The organism is Mesorhizobium sp. L2C084A000 (genome assembly GCF_000502875.1).
Classification (GTDB): Bacteria; Pseudomonadota; Alphaproteobacteria; order Rhizobiales; family Rhizobiaceae; genus Mesorhizobium.
In genome coordinates this window covers 329,267-354,624 of sequence record NZ_AYWX01000009.1, presented here as the reverse complement: position 1 = coordinate 354,624, position 25,358 = coordinate 329,267, and the positions used below count along the sequence as shown (strand labels likewise).

General features: G+C 62.4%; 23 protein-coding genes and 2 tRNA genes. 17 read left to right on the top strand and 8 right to left on the bottom strand.

The genetic code is table 11. The annotated features are described in order from the left end of the window. Nucleotides 1-12: 12 nt before the first annotated feature. Entirely contained in the window at nt 13-444 is a 432-nt protein-coding gene (locus X735_RS146460; protein ID WP_023812214.1) for a cupin domain-containing protein, read from the bottom strand. Between the two features lie 284 nt (nt 445-728). Between X735_RS146460 and X735_RS146465 the strand changes: the two genes are divergently transcribed. The 4 genes from X735_RS146465 to X735_RS146480 all read left to right on the top strand — a co-directional run bounded on the left by X735_RS146465 (nt 729) and on the right by X735_RS146480 (nt 2,541). After that, nucleotides 729-1,217: an Hsp20 family protein gene (locus X735_RS146465; protein WP_023812212.1), complete on the top strand. Its 489-nt coding sequence runs from the start codon at nt 729-731 to the stop codon at nt 1,215-1,217. A gap of 69 nt (nt 1,218-1,286) precedes the next feature. Then, entirely contained in the window at nt 1,287-1,742 is a 456-nt protein-coding gene (locus X735_RS146470) for a hypothetical protein (RefSeq protein ID WP_023812211.1), read from the top strand. A gap of 44 nt (nt 1,743-1,786) precedes the next feature. Next, entirely contained in the window at nt 1,787-2,083 is a 297-nt protein-coding gene (locus X735_RS146475) for a DUF982 domain-containing protein (protein WP_023812210.1), read from the top strand. A gap of 212 nt (nt 2,084-2,295) precedes the next feature. After that, on the top strand, nt 2,296-2,541 hold the full coding sequence (locus tag X735_RS146480; protein ID WP_023812209.1) for a hypothetical protein: 246 nt from the start codon (nt 2,296-2,298) through the stop codon (nt 2,539-2,541). Between the two features lie 381 nt (nt 2,542-2,922). Here X735_RS146480 and X735_RS0134490 read toward each other — a convergent pair whose 3' ends face one another. Then, nucleotides 2,923-3,171, bottom strand: coding sequence for a hypothetical protein (locus X735_RS0134490; RefSeq protein ID WP_023812208.1), 249 nt, complete (start codon nt 3,169-3,171; stop codon nt 2,923-2,925). Between the two features lie 443 nt (nt 3,172-3,614). Then, nucleotides 3,615-3,689 (bottom strand) — tRNA-Asn (locus X735_RS146485). Between the two features lie 223 nt (nt 3,690-3,912). On the opposite strand from X735_RS146485, the gene X735_RS146490 reads away from it, so the two are divergent. Further along, on the top strand, nt 3,913-4,170 hold the full coding sequence (locus tag X735_RS146490; protein WP_023812207.1) for a hypothetical protein: 258 nt from the start codon (nt 3,913-3,915) through the stop codon (nt 4,168-4,170). A gap of 24 nt (nt 4,171-4,194) precedes the next feature. On the opposite strand, the gene X735_RS1000000170275 is transcribed toward X735_RS146490, so the two are convergent. Then, entirely contained in the window at nt 4,195-4,329 is a 135-nt protein-coding gene (locus tag X735_RS1000000170275; RefSeq protein WP_023812206.1) for a hypothetical protein, read from the bottom strand. Nucleotides 4,330-4,618: 289 nt separating this feature from the next. Here X735_RS1000000170275 and X735_RS146495 point away from each other — a divergent pair. From X735_RS146495 to X735_RS146530, 8 genes are all read left to right on the top strand, one after another. After that, nucleotides 4,619-4,692: transfer RNA gene (locus tag X735_RS146495), tRNA-Cys, on the top strand. A gap of 90 nt (nt 4,693-4,782) precedes the next feature. After that, the gene (locus X735_RS146500) at nt 4,783-5,451 is read left to right on the top strand and encodes a protein-L-isoaspartate O-methyltransferase (RefSeq protein WP_023812205.1); all 669 of its coding nucleotides are present in this window, start codon (nt 4,783-4,785) and stop codon (nt 5,449-5,451) included. Nucleotides 5,452-5,632: 181 nt separating this feature from the next. Further along, the gene (locus X735_RS146505; protein ID WP_023812204.1) at nt 5,633-7,024 is read left to right on the top strand and encodes a TolC family outer membrane protein; all 1,392 of its coding nucleotides are present in this window, start codon (nt 5,633-5,635) and stop codon (nt 7,022-7,024) included. Between the two features lie 214 nt (nt 7,025-7,238). Continuing rightward, nucleotides 7,239-8,057, top strand: a complete 819-nt coding sequence (locus X735_RS146510) for a PopZ family protein (RefSeq protein WP_023812203.1) — start codon at nt 7,239-7,241, stop codon at nt 8,055-8,057. Between the two features lie 220 nt (nt 8,058-8,277). Beyond that, complete coding sequence (locus X735_RS146515) at nt 8,278-11,061, top strand: valine--tRNA ligase (RefSeq protein WP_023812202.1); 2,784 nt, start codon at nt 8,278-8,280, stop codon at nt 11,059-11,061. 358 nt (nt 11,062-11,419) lie between these two features. After that, nucleotides 11,420-12,682, top strand: coding sequence for an OmpP1/FadL family transporter (locus tag X735_RS146520; RefSeq protein ID WP_023812201.1), 1,263 nt, complete (start codon nt 11,420-11,422; stop codon nt 12,680-12,682). A gap of 306 nt (nt 12,683-12,988) precedes the next feature. Then, nucleotides 12,989-14,713 carry a dihydroxy-acid dehydratase gene (gene ilvD / locus X735_RS146525; RefSeq protein ID WP_023812200.1) on the top strand — a complete coding sequence of 575 codons (1,725 nt, stop codon included), beginning with the start codon at nt 12,989-12,991 and terminating at the stop codon, nt 14,711-14,713. Beyond that, nucleotides 14,700-15,560, top strand: coding sequence for a tetratricopeptide repeat protein (locus X735_RS146530; RefSeq protein ID WP_031213511.1), 861 nt, complete (start codon nt 14,700-14,702; stop codon nt 15,558-15,560). The genes ilvD and X735_RS146530 overlap by 14 nt, the downstream gene beginning before the upstream one ends. A gap of 49 nt (nt 15,561-15,609) precedes the next feature. On the opposite strand, the gene X735_RS146535 is transcribed toward X735_RS146530, so the two are convergent. The 4 genes from X735_RS146535 to erpA form a co-directional block, all read right to left on the bottom strand. Continuing rightward, nucleotides 15,610-15,909, bottom strand: a complete 300-nt coding sequence (locus X735_RS146535; protein WP_023812198.1) for a hypothetical protein — start codon at nt 15,907-15,909, stop codon at nt 15,610-15,612. An 89-nt stretch (nt 15,910-15,998) separates the two neighbouring features. Further along, nucleotides 15,999-16,793, bottom strand: a complete 795-nt coding sequence (gene xth / locus X735_RS146540) for an exodeoxyribonuclease III (protein ID WP_023812197.1) — start codon at nt 16,791-16,793, stop codon at nt 15,999-16,001. Nucleotides 16,794-16,810: 17 nt separating this feature from the next. Next, nucleotides 16,811-17,206, bottom strand: a complete 396-nt coding sequence (locus X735_RS146545) for a VOC family protein (protein WP_023812196.1) — start codon at nt 17,204-17,206, stop codon at nt 16,811-16,813. A gap of 1 nt (nt 17,207) precedes the next feature. Beyond that, complete coding sequence (erpA, locus tag X735_RS146550; RefSeq protein ID WP_013531288.1) at nt 17,208-17,555, bottom strand: iron-sulfur cluster insertion protein ErpA; 348 nt, start codon at nt 17,553-17,555, stop codon at nt 17,208-17,210. Nucleotides 17,556-17,645: 90 nt separating this feature from the next. On the opposite strand from erpA, the gene X735_RS146555 reads away from it, so the two are divergent. The 4 genes from X735_RS146555 (at nt 17,646) to nagZ (ending at nt 25,304) form a co-directional block, all read left to right on the top strand. Beyond that, nucleotides 17,646-18,860, top strand: a complete 1,215-nt coding sequence (locus tag X735_RS146555; protein ID WP_023812194.1) for a deoxyguanosinetriphosphate triphosphohydrolase — start codon at nt 17,646-17,648, stop codon at nt 18,858-18,860. 75 nt (nt 18,861-18,935) lie between these two features. Then, on the top strand, nt 18,936-20,693 hold the full coding sequence (argS, locus tag X735_RS146560; protein WP_023812193.1) for an arginine--tRNA ligase: 1,758 nt from the start codon (nt 18,936-18,938) through the stop codon (nt 20,691-20,693). Nucleotides 20,694-20,796: 103 nt separating this feature from the next. Next, nucleotides 20,797-24,153, top strand: coding sequence for an SPOR domain-containing protein (locus X735_RS146565; RefSeq protein WP_023812192.1), 3,357 nt, complete (start codon nt 20,797-20,799; stop codon nt 24,151-24,153). A gap of 131 nt (nt 24,154-24,284) precedes the next feature. After that, nucleotides 24,285-25,304: a beta-N-acetylhexosaminidase gene (nagZ, locus tag X735_RS146570; RefSeq protein WP_023812191.1), complete on the top strand. Its 1,020-nt coding sequence runs from the start codon at nt 24,285-24,287 to the stop codon at nt 25,302-25,304. The last annotated feature ends 54 nt before the right edge of the window (nt 25,305-25,358 follow it).

Genomic DNA, 25,358 nt, shown 5'->3' with positions numbered 1-25,358 from the left:
CAGACTTCGCGGTTATTGGCGCAATTCCGTATTCTTGGCGCCTTGCTCGACCTGATCGATCACCAGAAGCTTCACCTCGACATCACCGATATTGGTGGCCTGATGCCACTGGCCGATCATTTCGATGATGAAATCGCCAGCCTTGTAGGTGTTGCTGATGCCGGTCTCGACATTGGTGACCTTCAGCGTGCCGGCCTGGACATAGGCGTAGCGCGGAAAGGGGTGCCTGTGGACCGGCAAGGTCGCGCCCGACGCGATGTCGTAGCTCGAGACCAGCACCTGCACGTTCTTCTGCGGCAGCGTGATCGGCTGGCCGGACGCGGTCGTCGTGCGCGACGCAAGAGGGGTCACGACGACAGGCGTGCCGCTGCTGTCCAGCGCGTGGGCCGGGTTCGCGGAAAAGGCCACCGCGAGCAGCAGTCCGGACATCAAAATTTTTCGCATGATTCGCTCCACCCCGCCGCCAACATCGCGCAGTGACCGCCAGCACGCAAGGCAGCGCCTTGGGCACCCGCTTCAGCGGACCTCGTACGGTGTGGCGGAATTCCCCGCCGAAGAGCATGGCTCGCTGGATCTGCCTGCCGGCCAGAAAATTTTTTACGCCCCTCTTGACGGAAAAAAACACGATTACCAGATCGTTTTCCGTCGAGGCTTCGGCTCGACATATTGGCGTCGCAGCGGCGCTGCGACAGCCTCGTAACCCATGTTGCTTCACGGAGGATATGGCTATGAGAAGCTTTGATTATACCCCTCTTTACCGCACAACGGTCGGCTTCGACCGTCTCTTCGATATGCTCGAGAAAAGCGGGCGCTCCGACTGGCCTCCCTACAATATCGAGAAGATTGGCGAGAACGACTATCGCATTACGATGGCTATCGCCGGCTTCGCTCTCGATGAAGTCGAACTCATACAGAACGGCCCCGAATTGTCTGTCATCGGCCAAAGGAAACCCGACCAGGAAAATCGGGAGGTCCTTCATCGCGGCTTGGCGACGAGCAACTTCAAGCAGGTGTTCAAACTTGCCGATCACGTAAAGGTCAAGGCGGCCAACCTCGAGAATGGCTTGCTGTCGGTGGACCTGATCCGCGAAGTGCCCAAGGAACTCAAGCCTCGGCGCATTGAGATAGGGTCCGAAGCCAAGGCGGTTTCGCTCGAGCAACCCGGCAAGAAGCAGTTGATCGATTCCGATGCGGAGCCTCAGCGCGAGGTCGCCTGATTCCCTGGAACCTAGATCTACGGTCCGCCTCCCGGTTCGGCCGGGAGGCACAGCTCGCGGAGAATGGAGATGAGAACCGAAGCTTACAGTTTTTACCAACCCGAACCGAAAAATCTTGCCGCGGAATCCGCTGAGTTGCGGACGCCAGATGACGTCCTGAACGAGGAGACGATGACAATCGGCGCAAAGCGGGCTTTGCTCGCTTTCTGGGCTTCCGACGTTCATGCGGTTCCTGACAATCCCGCGTTGCGGCAATTGGACAACGGCGCCATCGTGGAAGTCAGCGACATACTTCGCGCCCTCCACCTCCTGGACGAATCCGGGCGGGAACCGCGTATTTCAAAGATGCCGGGCACCGTCAGCCCGTCTTTCGACCGGCGCCGCAGGAAGAGCCGCCTCGGTTGGATGCGGCACCCCTGGCGAGATGACGACGATGATCCGCCGCCAATCCCGGCCATTGCAACGGTACCGCCTGGGCGTGGAGGTGGCGGCATGTTGGCCGAGCCGGAGCATGCAATCGCATGATGACCCGAACCAGCAACAACCCACCGTGCCGAATGGAGGATTACATGAGTGACAGGACGTTCGACCAACCGGTCCTGGTCAAGAATGGCGAGTTCATTCAAGAAATAGGGTGCCTCGACGACGCCTTTGACTTCTTTGACGAGTGGCCAAGGGAAAGGCGGGGTCCGATTTTCGAAACGGCCTTTCGAGCCTGCCAGCGTGCTTACGACGGCCAGGTTCCGCTGACGGTGGCGCGCGATGCCGTCGCCGGCTTCGCAAGATCCGTCAAGATCCTGCAGGACCCGCTTGCTCAGTTCCCTTGGATGGACACAAGGTCAGGTCGCGGTGGGATTACCGCTTAGCCTTGATAAAAGGGGCGGCGCTACCAGGACGGCTGGGCCTGCATCGTCGTTTTCACATCGCTGCAAGGTGAGCTGCCCTACCAGTTCACCTTGTAGCGGGGCGGCTCGATCTTTTGTTCGAACTCCCTGGTGCGGTTTTTGGCGACTGGCTAGGTCAGCCTCGCAACAGTCAACGCTAATATAATGTTCGAAGCGTCGCCACAGGAGGTTCAATGGTTTCCGCTATCGTAAGTCAACATCCGCATGTCCCGGAAAAACAAACGGCAGTGGGGAAGCCGCAAACCGGGGAAGGATTTTCGCCGGGCCGCAGCGCGGACGCCGTGGGACATCTGGCCAAAATCATGGTTGCCGCAGGCGGCGATATGGATGCTGGCGCGCAAGGCCGCGCGGCATCCAAGATCGCCAGGATGGACATCACGGTTCTGGCCGCACCACCCGTAGAAACACCAACAGAGTAAAATATGCTCGTTCGGGCGCCTCCGCGCCGTCATCAGCGGCATGCGCGGCTCTCGCAGATTACGCCACGGCTTTCAGCGGAGGCTCCGCCATCGTCCCCAGGCCGTCGCATTCCGCGCAGGCGCCCGTCTTTCCAGGGCAGCCACCCCGATGGGTTCCCTGCGGGCAGCAGTGCCCGTTTGACGCATACCACTTGGAGCAGTCGAAAACCCTGCCGCTGCCATGACAGCGCGGGCATTCCATATTCGATGAAATCATACTAATTCTTGCCCAACCCAAACGCACTCGCCCTACGTCGCAAGTAACAGGAATCATTGTGCTTTCAAGCACATTGCCCTGACTTAAATTGGGGGGATCGACGGATGGCCGGCATCGATGGCGAGCTATTGTTGCGCCGTAATTACGTTCCTCGTGAAGACCTTGCTCGCCACAAGCCGCGTTGGACATTGGCCGGCAACAATAGGTTGCGCCGCCTTGTCCCGTTCGTTCTCAATGGTGACGGCGACTGCGTCGCCGGGCTTCGCGTCGGCGGCCTGTGTGGCCGTGGACGCGAAGAGGACCGTCTGGGTGATGAGAGCCGAAAACGCGGCAACCTGGACCAGCACGGCGGCGAGGGCGATCTTCTTCAGCATGCGAGAAAACGCTCTTCGATGTTCCCGGTTCCCCACGCATTCAGGTTTTCTGCTCGCTACGGAACAAGAGACCGGCAGGGCGGTTAACTCGATTATGCCGAGCAAGATCAAAGAGCCACCATCGAAGCCCGCACCGGAGAAGATACCTGTGCAACGCCGGGACAAAGAAGTCCCGCCAGAGCTTAAGCATGTCGACCCGCCACCGCGAGATGTGCGAGAGGCACCGGCACCCAACCCGAACGGCGACAAGAGATGAGATCGCCGAGATCGAAGCAAGGCCTTATGCCTGCTCCCGCGAACCGTCCCGATGCCGCGGCGTCATCGACGGCGCTGGACAGCGGGGCCAGGTCAAGTTGAGAATCAACCTGCTGACCGCGATTTTGCAGACATGCCATAGATCAGCCCCTATGGGCGACCTGACCGTCTCAAGGCTTTGAAAAGATTGGCTCCCCGGGCCGGATTCGAACCAGCGACCAACCGGTTAACAGCCGGTTGCTCTACCACTGAGCTACCGGGGAACGGATGCTCTTATGTGAGTGGCGCAGCCTATAGCTGCCCTTTTCGGCTTTGCAAAGAAGCTTTTCACATTTTTCCGAGGCTTTTTCGCGCAGGCGTTTCTCGCAATCGTCGAAGGAAGCCCTCATATTAGCCGTCTTGGCGGGGATATGGAACCGAAAGCGCGGCGGCTGCTTTGGTTCAAGCATGCTTGCGAACAATCAAACGGGTCAATCTTTCGAGACGATGACAGCACAAGACAACCAGATGCCGGCGCGGAAAATCTCCGTTTTCGGGCGCGAGTTCAAAATGCCGCGCTCGCGCGGGCTCAGAATCACGATCGGCATCCTGCTGACCGTTGGCGGCGTCCTCGGTTTCCTGCCGATCCTCGGCTTCTGGATGGTTCCGCTCGGATTGCTGGTGCTGTCCTATGAATTCGCCATGGTTCGCCGTCACCGGCGTCGCTTTGTCGTCTGGTGGGAACGGCGTCGCCGGCCCGATTGACCGCCGATAGCGCAAGGCGGGTGTTCAGCGGGCGGCGTGCTCTTCCAGCGCCTCACGGATCTGCTTGAGAATCGCCGCGGCCGAGGCAAGCCTTGCCCTGTCATGCGGCGACAGGCTGTCCGCACCTTCGATGGACAGACGGTCGATTGCGTAATGCATAGGCTCTCCGCATTGTGGCAGGGACAGGCCGGACGAGGCACTTGTATTTGCTGCCACTGTCCGGTGCATGGCTCTTCCTCCTGCCATGTCCAACGCACGGCCGCCGATGAGTTTCTTCTCCGGGCAGGCTATGCTTAATTGTCCGCTAATGGAGCGGTCAGGCCCGATCCGACGATTTGCCGGGTGCCGTCCGGACTGACGCGAGGAAACCGTTCGGAATGCACGGTGGCCGCTTGACGTCATTTTCGCCGCAACCTATTGGAACCGGGTGGAACGCCGGGAGCAATGAGGCCTCGTGGCGGAGTGGTTACGCAGAGGACTGCAAATCCTTGCACCCCGGTTCGATTCCGGGCGAGGCCTCCAATGCCCGGGCCCCCGCGCGGCAGCGCAGGGGCCTGAAGTTCCTGACACAATGGACCGCGGTTCTGGCGCGGCAAGCGGATTGGTTGGGACATGAGCGCTGATTTCTCCGAACTACGCGTCAAGATGGTCGACGGCCAGGTCCGCACCACCGATGTGACCAGCGCGCCGCTGCTCGATGCAATGCTTGTCGTCCCAAGAGAGATGTTTGTCGGCGCCGCCCAGCGCGATCTGGCCTATATCGACGAGGACATCCGCATTGCCGCCGGCGCGGACGGCGCGCGCTACCTGATGGAAGCATCGCCGTTGGCCAAGCTTATCCAGCTGGCGGAGATCAACCCGACCGATTCGGCGCTCGATGTCGGTTGCGGAACCGGCTACGCCTCGGCCATCCTGTCGCGACTGGCCAGGTCCGTGGTGGCGCTCGAAAGTGATTCGGCGCTGGCGGAAACCGCCAGATCGACGCTTTCGTCGCTGGGCTGCGGCAATGTGACCGTCGTCCAGGGCGCGTTGCCGCAGGGGCATGCCGCTAAGGCGCCTTATAACGTCATCTTCGTCGGTGGCAGCGTCGCGGAAGTGCCGGTGGCGCTGCTGGACCAACTCGCCGAAGGCGGCCGCCTTGTCGCCGTCGAAGGGCAGGGCAATTCCGGCGTGGCCCGTCTCTTTTTCAAGGCCGGGGGGGTTGTAACCGGAAGACGTGCATTTAATGCGGCAATTAAGCCACTACCGGGGTTTGAACGCATTCGTGCTTTCGAATTCTGAATGATTTGGCCTTGCAGGAGAGGCTGTGTCATGGTCGCTTGCATTTGAACGATCGCTGCGGATCCCAGACTGGGGGCACTTTGGGGTGAGCAGCAGGGAACATCGAACACGCGGCGCCGGCTGATCTATGAGAGAAGCAGGCGCGGCGCGGTTCCCATGGAAAACGAATGAGGGTTTAACCGTGCCGTCTTTACGCAAGTCACTTTTCACCGCCGTCCTCGTTTCGGCGACCATGCTGTCCCCACTGGCGGCTTCAGCCGAAAGCATCTCCGGCGCGCTTGCAAAGGCCTATCAGTACAATTCTTCGCTGAATGCATCCCGCGCCGGCGTTCGTGTCACCGACGAGGGTGTCGCCATCGCCAAGTCGGGCTACCGCCCGATTGTCACCGGCTCGGCGGATATTGATTATTCGAGCAGCCATCTCAATGGCACCAATTCAAGCGTGAGGCTGACCACCGGAAATTTTGGCGTCCAGATAAACCAGATGCTGTTCGATGGCTTTCAGACCAGGAACAATGTCGCTGCCGCCGAAGCGCAGGTCCGCGCTTCCGTCGAAAGCCTGCGCAACACCGAAGAGGGTATCCTGTTCAGCGCGGCCCAAGCCTATATGAACGTGATTCGCGACCGGCAGGTCGCCGTGCTGACTGAGCAGAACCTTCAGTTCCTGACCGAAACGGCGCGCGCGGCGCGTTCGCGTTTCGAAGTTGGCGAAGGCACGCGCACCGATGTCGCCCAGGCCGATGCTTCGCGGGCCGCCGCCGTGGCATCGCTGAGTGCCGCCCGGGCGCAGGCGCTGGCAAGTGCGGCGATCTACCGCCAGATCGTCGGCGACGAGCCGGGCAAGCTCAAGGGCGCTTCGCCGGTGGCAAAGCTGTTGCCGTCGAGCCTCGCCGCCGCCGTCGGGGTGGCCTCGAACGAGCATCCGGCCATCCTTGCCACGCAGCATCTGGTCGACGCGGCCGCGTTTTCGGTGAAGTCGGCCGAAGGCGCGCTGTTGCCGCAGCTGTCGGCTTCCGCCGGCGTTTCGAGCGCCTATCGCAATACCTCGCCTTTGCCGGGCGTCGGTTCGCAGGATGGCACGACCAATTCGGCCAGTGTCGGGGCAACGCTGACCATCCCGATCTATTCGGGTGGCCGCACCTCGGCGATCGTGCGCCAGGACAAGGAATCGCTCAGCCAGGCCCGCATCCAGGTCGACGTCAGCCGCGACCAGGTGCGCCAGGCCGTCACCGCCGCCTGGACCGAGTACACCGCCGCGCAGCAGCAGCTGACGGCCAACAGGCAGGTGATCGAGGCCGCGAAGCTGGCACTGAACGGTGTCATCGAAGAGCGCAATGTCGGCCAGCGCACCACGCTCGACGTCCTCAACGCGCAGGCGACGGTCATCACCGCCCAGATCAACCAGGCCGGTTACGAACATGATGTGGTGGTGGCGAGCTACGCCATCCTGCAGGCGACCGGCCGTCTGTCCGTCGACCGCCTTGGCTTGCAGGTAGCGAAATACAAGCCTGAAGAGCATTACAACGCGGTCAAGGACAAGTGGTACGGCCTGCGCACGCCGGACGGCCGCTGAAGCGTTCGGCCAGGACTGGCCGTGCTCCTCGTTTGAGCAGGATCTTTCGTACTGCGCTCTCGGGTTCAGATCGCGCTAATCTGTTGAAATCCCACAAGTCCCCAGATTGGGGATTCTCGTGCGGCGATCCGTCGGTTACGCTGTCGCCATGATTCGATCCGGCTCTGCCGGATCGGAAAACCCAACAGGGGTCACAAGGGCGGCGGATGTGACGATGGCAACGGCAAGCAGCGCACAGCGCGAACCTTCCATGGAAGAGATACTGGCTTCCATCAGGCGGATCATCGAGGACAGCGACGGCGGCCGCAAGCAGCCGGGCGACGCCGATGAGTTGAGCCAGGATCTGGAGCGCGCGTCGAGCGCCTATGCAGCCCCCGACGTGGAAGCATTCCGTGCCGACCTGCATGCCGCCCCCGACGGCAGGAAGCCGGTCACGCTGGCGGAAGTCCAGACACAGTTGCCGGCGGCCGAGCCGGTGGCCGCACGCATGGAAACGCCGGTGCGCCCCGATCCCGGCCCGGCAAAGCCATCGATGACACTTGCCGAGGTCAGCGCCCGCGTCGCCGCCGAGCCAATCACGGTTGAAGCGCCGGGATCGCGTCCTGTCGCCGACGCTTCCATCGCCGATTGGCGTCGCGAGATCGCCGCGGTCGGTGAGCAGGCGAGGGCGGTGTCGGACCGGAGCGAAGCCCCCAAGACCGCTGCCCAGCCGTCCGTGGAGACTCCAAGTGACGAACCGACCGCGAAAGCAGCCGTCGAGCCGTCTCGTCCGGATGCAAGCGTGGTGCGACCGGTGGCGGCCAGCGACGCGCCGCGTCCGGCGATCGTTTCCGAGCACACCGGCCGGCAGGTCGCGGCTGCCTTTGGCGAGCTTTCCGACGCGTTTGCCAGCCGCAGCAAGAAGACATTCGACGAAATGGCCGAAGAGATGCTGCGGCCGATGCTGCAGGACTGGCTCGACAACAATCTGCCGACACTGGTCGAAAGGCTGGTGCGCGAGGAGATAGAGCGCGTGGCGCGCGGGGCGCAGTAGTTCCCCATGCCGATCGCCAAAGGAAACGGCGCCCTCGTGGCGCCGTTTCCTTTGGTGAGGTCAGCTTGTTGGCAGGACGACGGATCGCTTTCCGTTGAAATGACCAAGGCCGCGCCTATCTGGTTGTGAGGGTCCGAGACAGCCCTTGCGGTTGACTTGGTCAAAGCCTTCCGATTTACAGCGGACCAGCAAAACTCCCGACAGCGCGGACCATTTTCCCATGCTTGAAAAGACCTACGACGCCAAAACCGTCGAGCCGAAGATCGCCAAAGTCTGGGAAGAGGCCGACGCGTTTCGCGCCGGTGCCGGGGCCGAGGAGGGGGCGGAAGCCTTCACCATCGTCATCCCGCCGCCGAACGTCACCGGCTCGCTGCATATGGGACACGCGCTCAACAACACGCTGCAGGATATACTGGTGCGCTTCGAGCGCATGCGCGGCAAGAATGTCCTGTGGCAGCCGGGCATGGACCATGCCGGTATCGCCACGCAGATGGTGGTCGAGCGGCAGCTGATGGAAAAGCAGATCCATCGCCGCGACCTGACCCGCGAGCAGTTCATCGAGAAAGTGTGGGAGTGGAAGGCCGAATCCGGCGGCGCGATCTTCAACCAGTTAAAGCGGCTCGGCGCCTCGGCCGATTGGTCACGCGAACGCTTCACCATGGACGAAGGCCTGTCCAAGGCCGTGCTCGAAGTGTTCGTCACGCTCTACAAGGAAGGGCTGATCTACAAGGATAAGCGCCTTGTGAACTGGGATCCCAAGCTGCTCACCGCGATCTCCGATCTCGAGGTCGAGCAGCAGGAGGTCAACGGCAATCTCTGGCACTTCCGCTACCCCGTAGAGGGCCAGGTCTTCGACGCGGAAAACCCAACAACCTTCATCACCGTGGCGACGACGCGCCCGGAGACGATGCTGGGCGATACGGCCGTCGCCGTGCACCCTGACGACGAGCGCTTCCGGCATCTGGTCGGCAAGAACATCGTCCTGCCGATCGTCGGTCGCAGGATTCCTGTGGTGGCGGACGAGTACTCCGATCCGGAAAAGGGTTCGGGCGCGGTCAAGATCACGCCCGCGCACGATTTCAATGACTTCGAGGTCGGCAAGCGCCACAAGCTGCCGGCGATCAGCATCCTGACCACGGAGGCGGCGGTAAGTCTCAGGGATAATGAGGATTTCCTTGCCGGCCTCGAGGTGACGCCGGAGCGCCAAATTGTCTGGGACGAACTCGACGGCCTCGACCGCTTCGTCGCGCGCAAGAAGATCGTCGAGCTGATGGAAGAGGGCGGCTTCCTCGAAAAGGTCGAGCCGCATCGCCACGCCGTCCCGCATGGCGATCGCGGGGGCGTGCCGATCGAGCCGTTCCTGACCGAGCAATGGTATGCCAATGCGGCGGAACTGGCCAAGCCAGCGATCGCTTCGGTGCGCGAGGGGCGCACCAAGATCATACCCGGGAATTGGGAAAAGACTTATTTCCAGTGGATGGAAAATATCGAACCCTGGTGCATCTCACGCCAACTGTGGTGGGGTCATCAGATCCCGGCATGGTACGGGCCGGATGGGCGCGTCTTCGTCGAGAAGACCGAGGAAGAGGCGCTCGGCGCCGCGATCGAATACTACCTGGCTCTGGAAGGACCCTGGAAGGGCTGGGTCGAGGACAAGTTGGAGAATTTCCAGCCGGGCGAGATCCTGACCCGCGACGAGGATGTACTCGACACCTGGTTTTCGTCGGCGCTGTGGCCGTTCTCGACATTGGGATGGCCTGATGAGACGCCGGAGCTGAAGACCTACTACCAGACCGACGTGCTGGTGACCGGCTTCGACCTCATCTTCTTCTGGGTTGCCCGTATGATGATGATGGGCCTGCACTTCATGGACGAGGAGCCGTTCCACACCGTCTACATGCACGCGTTGGTGCGCGACAAGAACGGGCAGAAGATGTCGAAGTCGAAAGGCAACGTCGTCGACCCCCTCGACCTGATCGACGAATACGGGGCCGATGCGCTGCGCTTCACCCTGACGGTGATGGCGGCGCAAGGCCGCGACGTGAAGCTCGACCCGGCGCGCATCGCCGGCTATCGCAATTTCGGCACCAAGCTGTGGAACGCCACGCGCTTCGCCGAAATGAACGAGGTCGCGCGCAATGACGAGTTCTGGCTGAATGACGCGAAGCTGGCGGTCAACCGCTGGATCCTGACCGAACTGACGCGCGCGGCGCGCGAAATCACGGACGGCATCACCTCATACCGCTTCAACGAGGCGGCGGGTGCCGCCTACCGCTTCGTCTGGAACCTGTTCTGCGACTGGTATCTGGAATTGCTGAAGCCGGTGTTCATGGGCGCCGACGAGGCGGCCAAGGCCGAAAGCCGCGCCTGCGTCGCCTTCGTACTCGACGAGATCTACAAGCTGCTGCACCCGATGATGCCGTTCATGACCGAGGAACTGTGGGCGCAGACCGCTGGCGAAGGCAAGCAACGCCTCTCGCTGCTGTGTCATGCGGCATGGCCGTCACCGGATTTCGAAGACGCCGAGGCCGCAGCGGACATCAATTGGCTGGTCGAACTCGTCTCTGGCATTCGCTCCGTGCGTTCGGAGATGAACGTGCCGCCGGCAGCCATTGCACCGCTCGTCGTGGTCGGCGCCAATAATCTGACACGCGAGCGCCTCGTTCGCGAGGATTCGGCGATCAAGCGGCTGGCGCGGGTCGGCGACATCTCGCTTGCCGATGTCGCGCCCAAGGGCTCGGCGCAGATCGTGCTCAATGAGGCGACGGTCTGCCTGCCGCTTGGCAGCCTGATCGACCTCGCCGCCGAGGCGGCACGGCTGCAGAAGGAACTGGCCAAGGTGACCGAGGAGATCGCGCGCCTGCACAAGAAACTGTCGAACGAAAGGTTCGTCGCCAGCGCGCCGGCCGAGATCGTCGATGCCGAGCGTGAAAAGCTCGCCGAATACCGCGATGCGCAGGGCAAGCTGTCGGTCGCGTTGGCCAGGGTTCGCGACGCCGGCTAAGGATAGATTCGCGAGACTTTAGCCCTCTCTAAACTGCTGGTTTTCCGCCTCGAAAATCAGCGTTCCGTTGCGTTAATGTTGACGTAAACGGAAGTTTTAGCCCCATTGTTGCCATAATGTAACAATGGGGCTCCCGGACCGCAAAAAACGCTGTTTTCGAACCCTTTTTGATGGGTTTCCTCTGTTTTTTGGAAGCGGATCCGCCATCATGGACCGTTTTTCGGCCTTGCCGCATGCCGTTGCATTTGCTCGAAAATGCGCCTGACGAATGTGTACATGTACGCCCTTGAATTCGTTGTTGCACCGTTAACCTGAATTGGTTCTAGCTTGATGCACTCGAATTCGGGGAGGACATTTCATGACTATTCTGCGACTGAAAGCGCTGCTGGGGGCGGGCTGCTTTTCGCTGGCGTTGATCGGGACGGCGATGAACTCGGCACATGCCGGCGGCCTGGAGCGCGGCGGCTATGATATCGACCTGCTGTTTGATCCTGCCCAAGTCACGGGTGAGGTCTCCGGCACCTATGTGATGCCGCAACGCGACCTCAAGAACGTGCAGGACACCGACCCGTCTGACGGACCGCTTAACCTCATGGGTTTCTCCAACAGTGCTCGCGATACCGAAAGCTATTGGGTGCCGAGCGTCGGCATCAAGGCGGGTATGGGCCCCGTCGATTGCCTCGTCGACTACGGCCAGCCGATTGGTGCGTCCAGCAACCCGGGTCGGAATTGGGCCGGCGCGAACAGCAATGTTGAAACGCAGGTGAAGAGCGAGGCCGTGGGCGGAACCTGCTCTTACAAGATGGATCTCGGCAAAGGACAGTTTCGTTTCATCGGCGGCGTGTTCCACGAGAATGTTTCTGGCTTCAAGGAACAATTGGTGGCTCCCATTCCCGGTGCGGGCATAGGGCGGCTTGACCTCGAAGGTGACGGCTGGGGATGGCGAGCCGGCGTTGCCTATGAGATTCCGGATATCGCCCTGCGCGCCAGCTTGGTCTATAATTCGGCGGTCAAGCTCGACAATTTGGACGGAACGCTGGATCTGACTCAGGTTCCTGCGGCTCTCAATCCCTTAAATCCGTTTTTGGGCAAGGTGACGAACGTTAGCGGTTCCTCGCAGGTTCCGGATTCTGTAGAGCTCAAGCTTCAGTCGGGCATAGCTCCTGGCTGGCTGGCATTCGGATCCATAAAGTGGATGAATTGGAGCGAGTTGCAGAGCATTCCGTTTTGCCCGACCGGCACGGCATCCTGCACGACGACCAGCCCATTGCGGCTTACCTCGCTCGACCTACTCTATCGCGATGGCTGGACGGTTTCCGGCGGCGTCGGCCACAAATTCAATGATCAGTGGAGCGGTGCGGCGGTTATCACATGGGATCGCGGAACGTCGACCGGCCTGAGTGCCCAGACCGATACCTGGACCCTCAGCGGTGGCGTGGCCTACACGCCAACCCAGAACATCGAGGTTCGGCTCGGCGGCGCCGTGGGCGTGCTGACCAGCGGATCGATTCATACGGCCGTAAACCCAGATGATGGCCAAACCTATGACAATGGCTATACCGCTGACTTCGGCAACGACCTTGTGACGGCACTTTCGACTTCATTCAAGGTCAAGTGGTAACTAACTAAAGTTGAACATGAAAGGCCGGGCAATGCCCGGCCTTTTTCGTTTGAGATCGCATTGCTTGCGATCCTCTCATCCAAGCTGCATTGCACATTAGCCGCACCGCTTTCGCCTCGTGCGATTGTGATGTTTTGGCAACACTTTCTGAACAACCCCTGCACTGGAAGCCGGGCTGAGGAAATTGCCCATTTCCCGCCATAAACCCGGCGCACCTCGATCTTGTCTCGGGACACGCGCCAAAAGGCTCGGCGAGGGGGCAGGCCGCTCCGCCCCATTTGCAGGGAAGATGGGGCAAGGAAGAGTATGGACGCCAAAGTCATCTCCAAGGCTAAGCTCCCCAGCCGCCATGTGACAGTCGGTCCGGCGCGTGCGCCGCATCGTTCCTATCTCTATGCGATGGGTTTGTCGGCGGCCGAGATCGCGCAGCCGCTGGTCGGGGTCGCCTCCTGCTGGAACGAGGCGGCGCCCTGCAACATCTCGCTGATGCGCCAGGCGCAGGTGGTCAAGAAGGGGGTCGCTGCCGCCAGCGGCACGCCGCGCGAATTCTGCACCATCACCGTCACCGACGGCATCGCCATGGGTCACCAGGGCATGAAGTCGTCGCTGGTGTCGCGCGAGGTCATCGCCGATTCGGTCGAACTCACCATGCGCGGCCATTGCTACGACGCGCTGGTCGGGCTGGCCGGCTGCGACAAGTCGCTGCCCGGCATGATGATGGCCATGGTGCGGCTCAACGTGCCGTCGATCTTCATCTATGGCGGTTCGATCCTGCCCGGCAGCTATCGCGGCCGCCAGATCACCGTGCAGGATGTTTTCGAGGCGGTCGGCCAGCACTCGGTCGGCACGATCAGCGACGACGAACTGCTTGAGATCGAGCAGGTCGCGTGTCCCTCGGCCGGTTCCTGCGGCGCCCAGTTCACCGCCAACACCATGGCCACCGTCGCCGAGGCGATCGGCCTAGCGCTGCCCTACTCCTGCGGCGCGCCTGCCCCTTACGAAATGCGCGACCGGTTCAATTTCGCCTCCGGCGAAAAGATCATGGAGCTGATCGCCAGAAATATCCGGCCGCGCGACATCGTCACGCTGAAGGCGCTGGAGAATGCGGCGACCGTGGTCTCGGCCACCGGCGGTTCGACCAACGCGGCACTGCATCTGCCGGCGATCGCCCACGAGGCCGGCATCAAGTTCGACCTGTTCGACGTGGCCAAGATCTTCGAGAAGACGCCTTACATCGCCGACCTCAAGCCGGGCGGCAAATATGTCGCCAAGGACATGTTCGAGGCCGGCGGCATTCCGCTGCTGATGAAGACGCTGCTCGACCACGGCTATCTGCATGGCGACTGCATGACCGTGACTGGCCGCACTTTGGCCGAAAACATGCAGCACGTTGTCTGGAATGAGCATCAGGACGTGGTCCGCCCGGCCAACACACCCATTACCCAAACCGGCGGTGTCGTGGGCTTGAAGGGAAACCTTGCCCCCGAAGGCGCGATCGTGAAGGTCGCGGGCATGGCGGAGTTGAAGTTCTCCGGCCCGGCACGCTGCTTCGATTCGGAAGAGGAATGTTTCGAGGCGGTGACGCAGCGCAACTACAGGGAAGGCGAAGTTCTCGTCATCCGCTACGAGGGGCCGCGCGGCGGCCCCGGCATGCGCGAGATGCTGTCGACGACGGCAGCACTTTACGGCCAGGGCATGGGCGGCAAGGTGGCGCTGATCACCGACGGGCGCTTCTCGGGCGCGACGCGCGGTTTCTGCATCGGCCATGTCGGCCCCGAAGCAGCCGTAGGCGGCCCGATCGGACTGCTCAGGGATGGTGACGTGATCTCGATCGACGCGGTGAACGGCACGATCGACGTGGCGTTGTCCGATAGCGAACTGGCGGCGAGGGCAAAGACATGGAAGGCGCGCGCGACCGATTATCAGTCGGGCGCGATATGGAAATATGCACAGACGGTAGGGCCGGCGCGCGATGGCGCGGTGACCCATCCAGGCGGTGCGAAAGAAACACACTGTTATGCGGACATCTGAGTTGTTGAAGTCAACACCAGAGTTGTTGAGGTCGTCTGTCTTTTCGGCACTGGTCGTGATCGCCACTTTTGGCGCGACCTTTGGCGCCGTGGGCCAGGCCATGGCCTTCGACGACAAGGTGTTCGACGACAAGACCGGGGTGAAGCCGCAATCCAGCCCATGGGCGGTCTTCCAGTTCGGCTTCTCCGCCTACAAGAACGGCCACAAGGAACAGGCTGCCGAGGCCTACAAATACGCCGCCGAAAACGGCCAGATCGGCGCCACCTGGAAGCTTGCCCGCATGTATGCCGAGGGCGACGGCGTGGCGCGTGACGACTACGAGGCGTTCAAGTTCTTCTCCGAGATCGTCGATCAGGACGTCGAGCCCGGCTCGCCTGAGGAAAGCTATGTCTCCGACGCGCTGGTGGCGCTTGGCGACTATTTGCGCACGGGCATTCCCGGCAGCCCGGTCGCCGAGAACGAGGTGGCGGCCCAGGAATATTACATGCGCGCCGCCGCCAACTACCGCAATCCGAACGCGCAGTTCGAAATGGGGCAGATGTTCCTGAAGGGCGAGGGCGGCGTGAAGGCCAGCGTCAAGCAGGCCGGGCGCTGGTTCCAACTCGCCGCCGAGAAAGGCCATGCCGGCGCACAGGCGACACTGGGCCATTTGTTGTTCCAGAGCGGCAAGATCGTTCGTGGCCTGGCGATGATGACGGCAGCGCTCGAACGCGCTTCGCCGGCTGACCAGCCCTGGATCCGCGGCATGCAGGAAGAGGCATTTGCCACCGCCGGCGAGGCCGACCGCCGCACCGCCATCTCGCTGGCCGATGATATCCTCACCAAGGGCAACAACGCGGATCAGTAATCTCGCGGCCGCGTCAGCTTCACCAGCAGCACTCGATTTTCGATCGTGATCAGTTCTCGATCGGCTCCGTCGGCACCATGCTGGGCGCCGGCGTCGAGATCGGCGTGACATGGGGTTGTGGCGCCAGCGTGTTTTCCGGGCAGCTATCCCCGATCTTCGTCCACGATGTGTTGTTGAGCACCATGTCGCAGCGAGCCAGATGGCTCCGGTCGGCAAGCGTCAGGCAGGCGACCTGGCCAAGCTGGTAGGATTTTCCATTGGCCAGGCATTCCTGGTCGGCAAATGCCGCACCGGGAGCGGCCATGGCAAATGCCAGGCCGATCGGACAAAGATGAAATCGTGTGCTCATGGAACCCCAGCCGCCATGCTGGCCCGCAATGAGCGGCGCGAAATGTGGCGATATGAGGTCCAGCGCAGACGTGCCCGGCGAGGGTTCTCTCAGGCCGGCTGAAGTGCGAGATCGATCGCCACCGGCACGTGATCGGACGGTTTTTCCCAGGCGCGCACGTGCTTTTCGATCGACGCGGAAGAAAACCGGTTGGCGGCTTCCGGCGACAAGAGCAGGTGGTCGATGCGGATGCCGTTGTTCTTCTGCCACGCGCCGGCTTGATAGTCCCAGAATGTGTAGGTGTCGGGTGCGTCGGTGACCGCGCGCACCGCCTCGGTGAAACCAAGGTTGAGCAGCCGCCGGAAGGATTGTCGCGTCTGCGGCTGGAACAGCGCGTCGCCCAGCCAGTTCTCCGGAAACCGCGCGTCGATCCGCTCGGGAATCACGTTGTAGTCGCCGGCGAGCACCAGAGCCTCCTCCAGTCTCAGCCGTTCTTCGGCCCAGCGCTCCAGCCGCGCCATCCAGGACAGCTTGTAAGGAAACTTCTTCTCGTCATCGATCGGATTGCCGTTCGGCAGATAGAGCGAGGCGACGCGCAGCGCGCCCTTGTCAGTCGAGAAAACCCCTTCGATGAAACGAGCCTGTTCATCGGCATCGTCGCCGGGCAGGCCTCGGATCACCTCGTCGAAGCGCAGCTTCGACAGCAGGGCGACGCCGTTGAAACCCTTTTGGCCGTGGGTTTCGACATTGTAGCCAAGCGCCTCGATCTCGGCGCGCGGGAATTGCTCGTCGACCGACTTGATCTCCTGCAGGCAGACGATGTCGGGTGCGCTCTCGGTCAGCCAATGGGTGAGGTTGCCAATGCGGGCGCGGACACCGTTGATGTTCCAGGTGACGATTTTCATGGCGGTCTCGATGCTGTTCAGTTGGATTCTTGCGGCGGATGGCGTTCGACGAGGCCAATCGTATTGCCAGCCGGGTCCTTTAGGAAGGCCATCCATTCGCTTTCCCCCGCTGGACCGAACTGGCCCTCTGTGTCGCGATGGACAAGTGTTGGCGGCGCGGTGAAGGGTACGCCTGCCGCGACCGCAGAGGCATGGAAGTCATCGAGGCCCGATATGTCGAGATAGACGGTTCCGGCCGGTATGCCGTCGGTGAACAGCAGCCTGATATCGCCGGCCATGATGAAGGCGATGCCCGGCGGGTCGAAGCGCGCATGAACCCCCATGCCGAGCACGTCGCGCCAGAAAGCCAGCGTGGCGTCGAGATCACGGCCAGCCGACAGCGCGATCTGACGGACCGCACCGATAGCAGGCATTCTATATGGAGAAACTCGTGCCGCAGCCGCAGGAGGCGACGGCATTCGGATTGCGGATCTGGAACGACTGGCCCATCAGATCGTCGACGAAATCGATCACAGAGCCGCCCATATAGACCAGCGACAGATCGTCGATCAGCACGGTGGCACCGTCCTTCTCGATGGCGACGTCGTCGTCATTGCGCGTATCGACCAGATCGAACTTGTAGGAGAAGCCCGAGCAGCCGCCGCCTTCGACCGACACGCGCAGCGCCGTCTTGCCGGCCTCGTTCGAGACAATCCTGGCGATCCGCTTGGCGGCGGCCTCGGTCATATCGACTTTCATGGCAGTCTTGGCATCAGCGCCCATGGGCGTCACCTTGCTTTCGGTTTCACATGATAGGTATGAAGCGCGAGGGGCCAAGTCAACCTGGCTAAGTCAAACGCGGCAGCATCAGCCATGACCAATGAGTTGGGCGACATCGGATTCGGCTATCGGCCGCGCGCCGCCTATGCCTGCGACCCGGCAAAGTCGCGCGGACGGCTGTTCGACGAGGTGGAAAGCCCGACCCGCACGCCATTCCAGCGTGACCGTGACCGCATCATCCATTCGACGGCCTTCCGGCGCCTGAAGCACAAGACGCAGGTCTTCATCGCGCATGAAGGCGACCACTATCGCACCCGGCTGACCCATTCGATCGAAGTGGCGCAGATCGCGCGCGCCCTGGCACGGGCGCTGCGCGGCGACGAGGATCTCGCTGAGGCGGTGGCGCTGGTGCATGATTTCGGCCACACGCCCTTCGGCCACACCGGCGAGGACGCGCTGAACGAAAAGATGGCCACCTGGGGCGGCTTTGACCACAACGCGCAATCGCTGCGCATCGTGACGAGGCTGGAGGCGCGCTACGCCGAGTTCGATGGGCTCAACCTGACCTGGGAAACGCTGGAAGGCCTGGTCAAGCACAATGGACCGCTGACGGACGCCAACGGCAAGGGTCTGAAAGGGCCGGTGCCGCAGGCGATCCGTGATTACTCTGAACTGCACGATCTCGAACTCGACCGGTTCGCCGGCATCGAGGCGCAATGCGCGGCGATCGCCGACGATATAGCCTACAACACGCATGACATCGATGACGGCTTGAGGGCAGGGCTACTGACGCTGGACATGCTGGAGACGGTTTCGCTGCCGGGAACGATCCTGAAAGGCGTTCGCTCACGCTATCCCTCCCTCGATGATGTGCGCACCGGCCACGAGCTGATGCGGCGGCAGATAACCGCCATGGTCGAGGACGTGATCAAGTCGACGACCGCCAATCTCGATCGCATCAAGCCGCGGAGCGCCGATGCAGTGAGGGCAGCTGGCGAGACGATGGTAGTTTTCTCGGCCGAAATGGCTGCCTTGGAGAAAGAACTGAAGGCCTTCCTGTACAAGCACCTCTACCGGCACGCGGAGGTTATGCGGGTGCGCGCGGACGCCGAGCAGATCGTCAAAAATCTGTTCGACGCCTATTTCGCCGATCCGCGCGCCATGCCGGACGGCTGGCGCGAGGGGCTGGATCGGGCCGACGACCGCATCAAGGCGCGCAGCGTCGCCGACTTCCTGGCGGGTATGACCGACACCTACGCGCTCAAGGAACACCGGCGTTTGTTTGACCATACGCCTGAATTGGGCTAGGGCGGGCTCGATTTTGCCGGCCAACGAGCCGGATTCGCTGCAAAGCCGCCAGAGCCAGACCCCAGAGTCACACAAATGAACATCTTCGCCGATTTCACCGCGCGAATCATAAAAGCCGTCGAAGCGCTTGATCTGAAAGACAAAGACGGCGTTTCGCCCGACCTGTCGCGCATTGCCGTCGAGCCGCCGCGCGACGCCAGCCACGGCGACCTGGCGACCAATGCGGCGATGGTGCTGGCCAAGCCGACCGGCCAGAACCCGCGCGCGCTGGCCGAAAGACTGGCGCAGGCGCTGCGTGACGACAAGGATGTCGCGGCGACGGAAGTGGCAGGGCCCGGTTTCGTCAATCTCAGGCTCAAGGACGGCTTCTGGCAGACACATCTGACCGCACTGCTCGGCGAGGGCCGCAACTATGGCCGCTCGACGGTTGGCGGCGGCAGGAAGACCAATGTCGAATATGTCTCGGCCAATCCGACCGGGCCGATGCATGTCGGCCATTGCCGGGGTGCTGTCGTCGGCGACGCGCTTGCCAATCTGATGGCCTTCGCCGGCTACGATGTGACCAAGGAATATGTCATCAACGATGCCGGCTCGCAGATCGACGTGCTCGGCCGTTCCGCATTCCTGCGCTACCGCGAAGCGCTGGGCGACGATATCGGCGAAATACCCGCCGGTCTCTATCCCGGCGATTACCTGGTGCCCGTCGGCCAGGCGCTGGTCGCGGAATTCGGCCGCTCGCTTCTGCAGATGCCCGATGACGAGGCGCTCGCCATCGTCAAGGATCGCACCATCGATGCGATGATGGCGATGATCCGCGAGGACCTGGCGATGCTCAACGTGCATCACGACGTGTTCTTCTCCGAGCGCACGCTGCACGCCGACAATGCCAGGAAGATCCGCTCGGCGATCAACGATTTGACGCTGAAGGGCCATATCTACAAGGGCAAGCTGCCGCCGCCCAAGGGCGAGAAACCCGACGATTGGGAGGACCGCGAGCAGACGCTGTTCCGCTCGACCGCGGTCGGCGACGACATGGACCGGGCGCTGGTCAAGTCCGATGGCTCGTTCACCTATTTCGCCGCCGACGTCGCCTATCTCAAGGACAAGGTCGATCGCGGCTTCGTCGACCTGATCTATGTGCTCGGCGCCGACCATGGCGGCTACGTAAAGCGGCTGGAGGCCTTGGCGCGGGCGGTTGCCGGCGACGAGGTGAAGCTCACTGTCCTGCTGTGCAATCTGGTCAAGCTGTTTCGCGAGGGCGAACCGGTGCGTATGTCGAAGCGGTCGGGCGATTTCGTGACGCTGCGCGAAGTGGTGGAGGAGGTCGGCCGCGACGCGATCCGCTTCATGATGCTCTACCGCAAGAACGATGCGCCGCTGGATTTCGATTTCGTCAAGGTGACCGAGCAGTCCAAGGACAATCCGGTGTTCTATGTCCAGTACGCCTCGGCGCGCTGTCATTCGGTGTTCCGGCAGGCGAGCGAGCAACTGGGCGAAGCCAATTTCGACCGCAACAGCCTGGCGTCGGCCGCGGCATTGCTGACCGATGAGGGCGAGATCGGCCTGATCCGCAAGCTCGCCGAATACCCGCGGCTGATCGAGTCCGCCGCCCTTGCGCTCGAGCCGCATCGGCTGGCATTTTACCTCTATGATCTGGCTTCCAGCTTCCACGGACACTGGAACCGTGGCACGGATAATCCGGACTTACGTTTTGTTAAGGTTAACGACCGACAATTGACGCATGCCAGACTAGGGCTGGTGCAGGCTGTTTCGGACGTTTTGACGTCCGGCCTGACGTTGATCGGGGCCGCCGCGCCCACCGAAATGCGTTAGGTTTGACTAAATAACCTGTCACCTTTTGCCCACATTGCGCTGGTAAGGGCCAACCCTACGCGACGTCCATGGCGTCCGAATGAGTGCGAGTTCGGGAACAATAATGGCAGACAGAACCCAGCTGAGAGTAGCCGACAACAACGACATCGCTGACGATGATCCGTTCGCGGAACTGACCAGGATCATGGGATTCGACCCGCGCCAGCCGGTCAGGCCGCAATCGCCCGCCCAGCCGCAGGCCCCAGCCGCCGATCGCGGGCCCGAAGAGGGCGATTTCGATATCGATCTCGAGAAAGAAATGATGGGCGAGTTCGGCGCTGACGACAGCGACGCCGCTCCGGTTGTCCAGGCTCATGAGCCGACCTTCGAGCATGAGCCGGCATTCCAAGCGGCTGACGCCAGCGCGATGGACGACGAGCTTTCGGTGTCGCTCGACGACGATTTCCAACTGGACATGGCTGAGATCGACGGCCACGTCGCCGGCACCAGCCATGCGGTCGCAGCTGAAGCCGCGCCGTCCGTCGAGCCGGCTTTCGCGTCTGATTTTGACGATGCCGTCGCCGGTTCGCTTGAGGACGTCTCCCCCTTCGAGGACGATCAGTCGATGGCGGACGAGCTTGCCACTTCGCTCGACCAGGACCTCCGGATCGATGAGGAAGCCGAAGAGGCCCAATACGCCGTTGCCGACACGCACGCTTCTGTCGAGCCAGTTGCCTCAGATGACGAATTCGACGATGCGGTGGCAGTCTCGCTTGAAGACGAGCTGGTGCTCGACGACCATTCGGCGGCCGAACAGTCATTCGTGGTCGCCGAGCCCGTCGAGTATCCCATGCCGGAGCAAGCGGCGGCGCGTGACGGCCATGCAATCTCCGATGAAAGCTTTGCCGGCCATTTCGACGACGCCATGGCTGATGTCGACATGGATTTCGACGTTCGCGCGGATGAGCCGAATGCCTTCGACGAGCCGCCAACGCATGATGCGTTTGCCGATGTCGCTGACGCGAAGGGCGAGCTTCCCAGCCCTGAGAGCGTGCCGGACGATGCTTTTGACCTGAATTTGGACGACGCGTTTGCCGAAACGGTCGAAGAGCCGGTCACAGAGGTTGCCGCCGTTGCCGCCCAGCCGGCGGCGCCGGAAGCCTACATCGCAGCCGCGGTGCATGCCCCGACCGCGGACGAACGGAGCCTGGAAGACGAGTTGAATGCGCTGCTGGGTGCCATGACGGCGCGCACAGTGCCGGTGGCCAGTGAGCCCGTCACGGCTCAGCCGGCTGTCGCTGCCCTGCCGCCTGTTGCCGAGCCCGCCGAGGAACCGGCCGACCTTGTCGGCGACCTCGACTGGGATCTTGACGAACCCGCGCCTGAGCAGGACCGGCATGTTGGCACGGCCCAAGCGGCCGATGCGGATATTGACGACCTTATGCTTGATGAACTCCAGGATACGACCTGGAACACGGTTGGCGATGTCGATTTCGACGATGATGCGTTCGACACGGCTTTGCCCAAGGATCTTGATCCGCGTGACGAAGCCGCTGACCGGGACAATTCGGCGGATTCTCTCGATTGGCTTGCGGAGCGTTCCCAACCGGCAGAGCCGCCGCGTTCGTGGAGCCGCGTGACGCCGGTTCCGCAGCAGCCGTCATTCAGCGCTCAGCCTGCGTTTGGTGCTCAGCCGGCCGCTTCGGTGGCATCCGTGGCCGCCGGGCCGGCAGTCGCCGCCATGACATCCTACCGTTCGTCCGAGCCGGTCGAGGCCGTGGCTCCCGCTGCCCCGGTATCGGCGCCGCAATCGCGCCAGCCGGCGCATTACGAAGACATGCCCGACGTCGAAACGGTCGATGTACCCGAGCGTGTCGTCGCGCTGGCGGACGATCTCGATATTCCCGAACTGCACTTCGAGGAAGACCAGCCAGCGTCGCCTGGCTACGACGATCTCGATGCGGAGTTCTCCAGCCTTCTCTCCGAGATGAACGCGGTGGAGGTCGCTGCCGCTCCCACAGGCAATTTGGCCGGCGCGTCTTACGATGATGACTCCTATGCCGCGGGCTTCAAGCCGGGCTATGACAGCCTCAAGCCGGCATATGACGGGGTCAAGCCGGGCTATGATGGGATCAAGCCGGGCTATGAGCCGGAAGCGCGGACCTATGCCGCGCGGCCGATGGACATGTCCGCCCGCGCGGCGGCGCCCACGGGTTATGCCGACGCCTCTGGTTTCGACCTTGACAGTCTGCCAGGGAGCCAGCCGGTTTCCCAAGCCGATGATTTCACCGTCGATGAACTCGACTACGATCCCGAACTCGACGAGGCTATGGCTGTCCCGGGGCTCGGCGAGCGTGAGGCCGCGAGGCCGTCGCGCGGACGCGGCCTGTTCATCGCCGCGATTGTCGGCGCGGTCGCCGTCGCGGGCGGTCTCGGTGCCTTTGCGCTGTCCTTTGGCGGCAAGGGCGGCAGCGAAGCGCCTGTCATCGTCAAGGCCGACAACGCGCCGATCAAGGTTAAGCCGGAGAATCCGGGCGGCGCCGTGGTGCCCAACCAGGACAACAAGGTCTACGACGCGGTCAGGGGCGCAAAGCCAGCCGAGCCGGTCCAGGAAAAGCTGGTCACCAACGTCGAAGAGCCGGTTGACGTGCAGGCGAAGGACCCGGCCCGCGCCATCGATCTTTCGCCGGACCAGAATGCAGCCGCCGCTGGAACCGATGTCGGCAATGCCGCGCCGATGTCCGGCGCCGCTTCGGCCGACAACGCTTCTGCCGATAGCACTGCGCCGGCGCCCAAGTCCGAGGATCGCATCGCGCAGGTGCTGCAGGATGCCGACAAGGGCACCAATGCCGATGTCGTCGCCGTTGCGCCGCGCAAGGTGAGGACCATGGTGGTCAAGTCGGACGGTTCGCTGGTGCCGCGTGAAGATCCGGCAGCGCCCGCCGCTCCGCAAATGGCCGCTACCGAGCCGGTCGATCCGGCGCCGCAGCATGTCGCCCCGGCGGCGCAAGCCGACGCGGACCAGACCGGCACCGTGGCGCCTGCCGCCGCCCAGGCGGACGACGAGCCGGCCCTCAAGCCGGTCGCCAAGCCGAAAGCCGAGGCCCAATCGGCGAACACGCCGGCAAAGGTTCCGCTCGCGCCGCAGCGTCCGTCCGACCAGCCGGTCGATGTTGTCGGCGAGGTCAAGCCCGATCAGGTTGCGTCCATAGATCCGGCATCGACCGCGGCCGGCGGTGGCTCGTGGTCGATGCAGATCGCCTCGCAGCCGACCGTCGAAAGCGCCCAGTCCAGCTATCAGGATCTGCAGCGCCGCTATGGCAGCGTGCTTGCCGGGCGTACCGCCAACATCGTCAAGGCCGAGATCGCCGGCAAAGGCACGTTCTACCGCGTGCGCGTTCCGGCCCAGTCACGCAATGACGCGATCAATTTGTGCACCAGTTACAAGGCCGCCGGCGGCAACTGCTTCGTCTCGCGCTAAAGCCGGAGCCAACCATCAAAAGCCGGCGCGGTCCACCGCGCCGGCTTTTTCATGGGGAAAGCAGATCCGGCATTGTCCCGGATGAATCCCTGGCGATTCCCTTTGATCGCACAAAGCCCTAAACTGCCGACATGACCGAATCAAAATCCATGATCCTCGGCTGTGCCGGGAAATCGCTTACCCGCGAAGAAATCAATTTCTATCGCAATGAATGCCCGTGGGCCTTCATCCTGTTTGCGCGCAACATTGGCGAGACCGAACAGATCCGCGATCTGGTCGCCGAGATGCGGGACTGCCTAGGGCGTCCGGACGCGCTGGTGTTCATCGATCAGGAAGGCGGCCGTGTGCAGCGCTTGCGACCGCCGCTGGCACCGAACTATCCCGCCGGCGGCGCGCTCGGCGCGCTGTGGCGCGACGATCATGATGCCGGCGCCCGAGCGGCCTGGCTGATGGCGCGGCTGCATGCCTTCGACCTGCTGCGCTACGGCATCACAGCCGATTGCCTGCCGGTGCTCGATGTGCCGATCGAAGGCGCCAGCGATGTCATCGGCGCGCGGGCCTATGGCAAGGATCCGCGACCGGTGATCGAGCTCGGCCGCGCAGCCGCGGAAGGGCTGATGTCGGGCGGCGTGCTGCCGGTCATGAAGCATATTCCGGGTCATGGACGTGCCTTTGCCGACACGCATTTCGAACTGCCGGTGGTCAATGCCTCGCTCAGCGATCTGCAGCGGCATGATTTCGCCCCGTTCAAGGAGCTTAGCCATCTGCCGATGGCGATGACAGCCCATGTCGTCTACAGCGCGATCGACCCCAACAATCCGGCGACCACCTCCGGCAAGGTCATCGACGAGATCATCCGGCGCGAAATCGGCTTCGACGGACTGCTGATGAGCGACGACACCTCGATGAAGGCACTTTCTGGGGATTTCCCGACAAAGGCGGCCTCGATCCTTGCAGCGGGCTGCGATCTGGTCCTTCACTGCAATGGCGTTTTTGAGGAGATGGCCGGCATCGCATCGCGGACCACGGGGCTTGAGGGCACGTCGCTGGAGCGCGCAAAGCGGGCGCTGACCTATATAAAGAACCGTGACACGGTTGAAGAAACCGAAATACGTGCCGAATTCGCCACCTACTTCGATGCGATGGCATAGCAAAGGGAAAGCGACAGGCAGTGGCGGAAACATTGGAAAGCAAGGCCGCGAAGG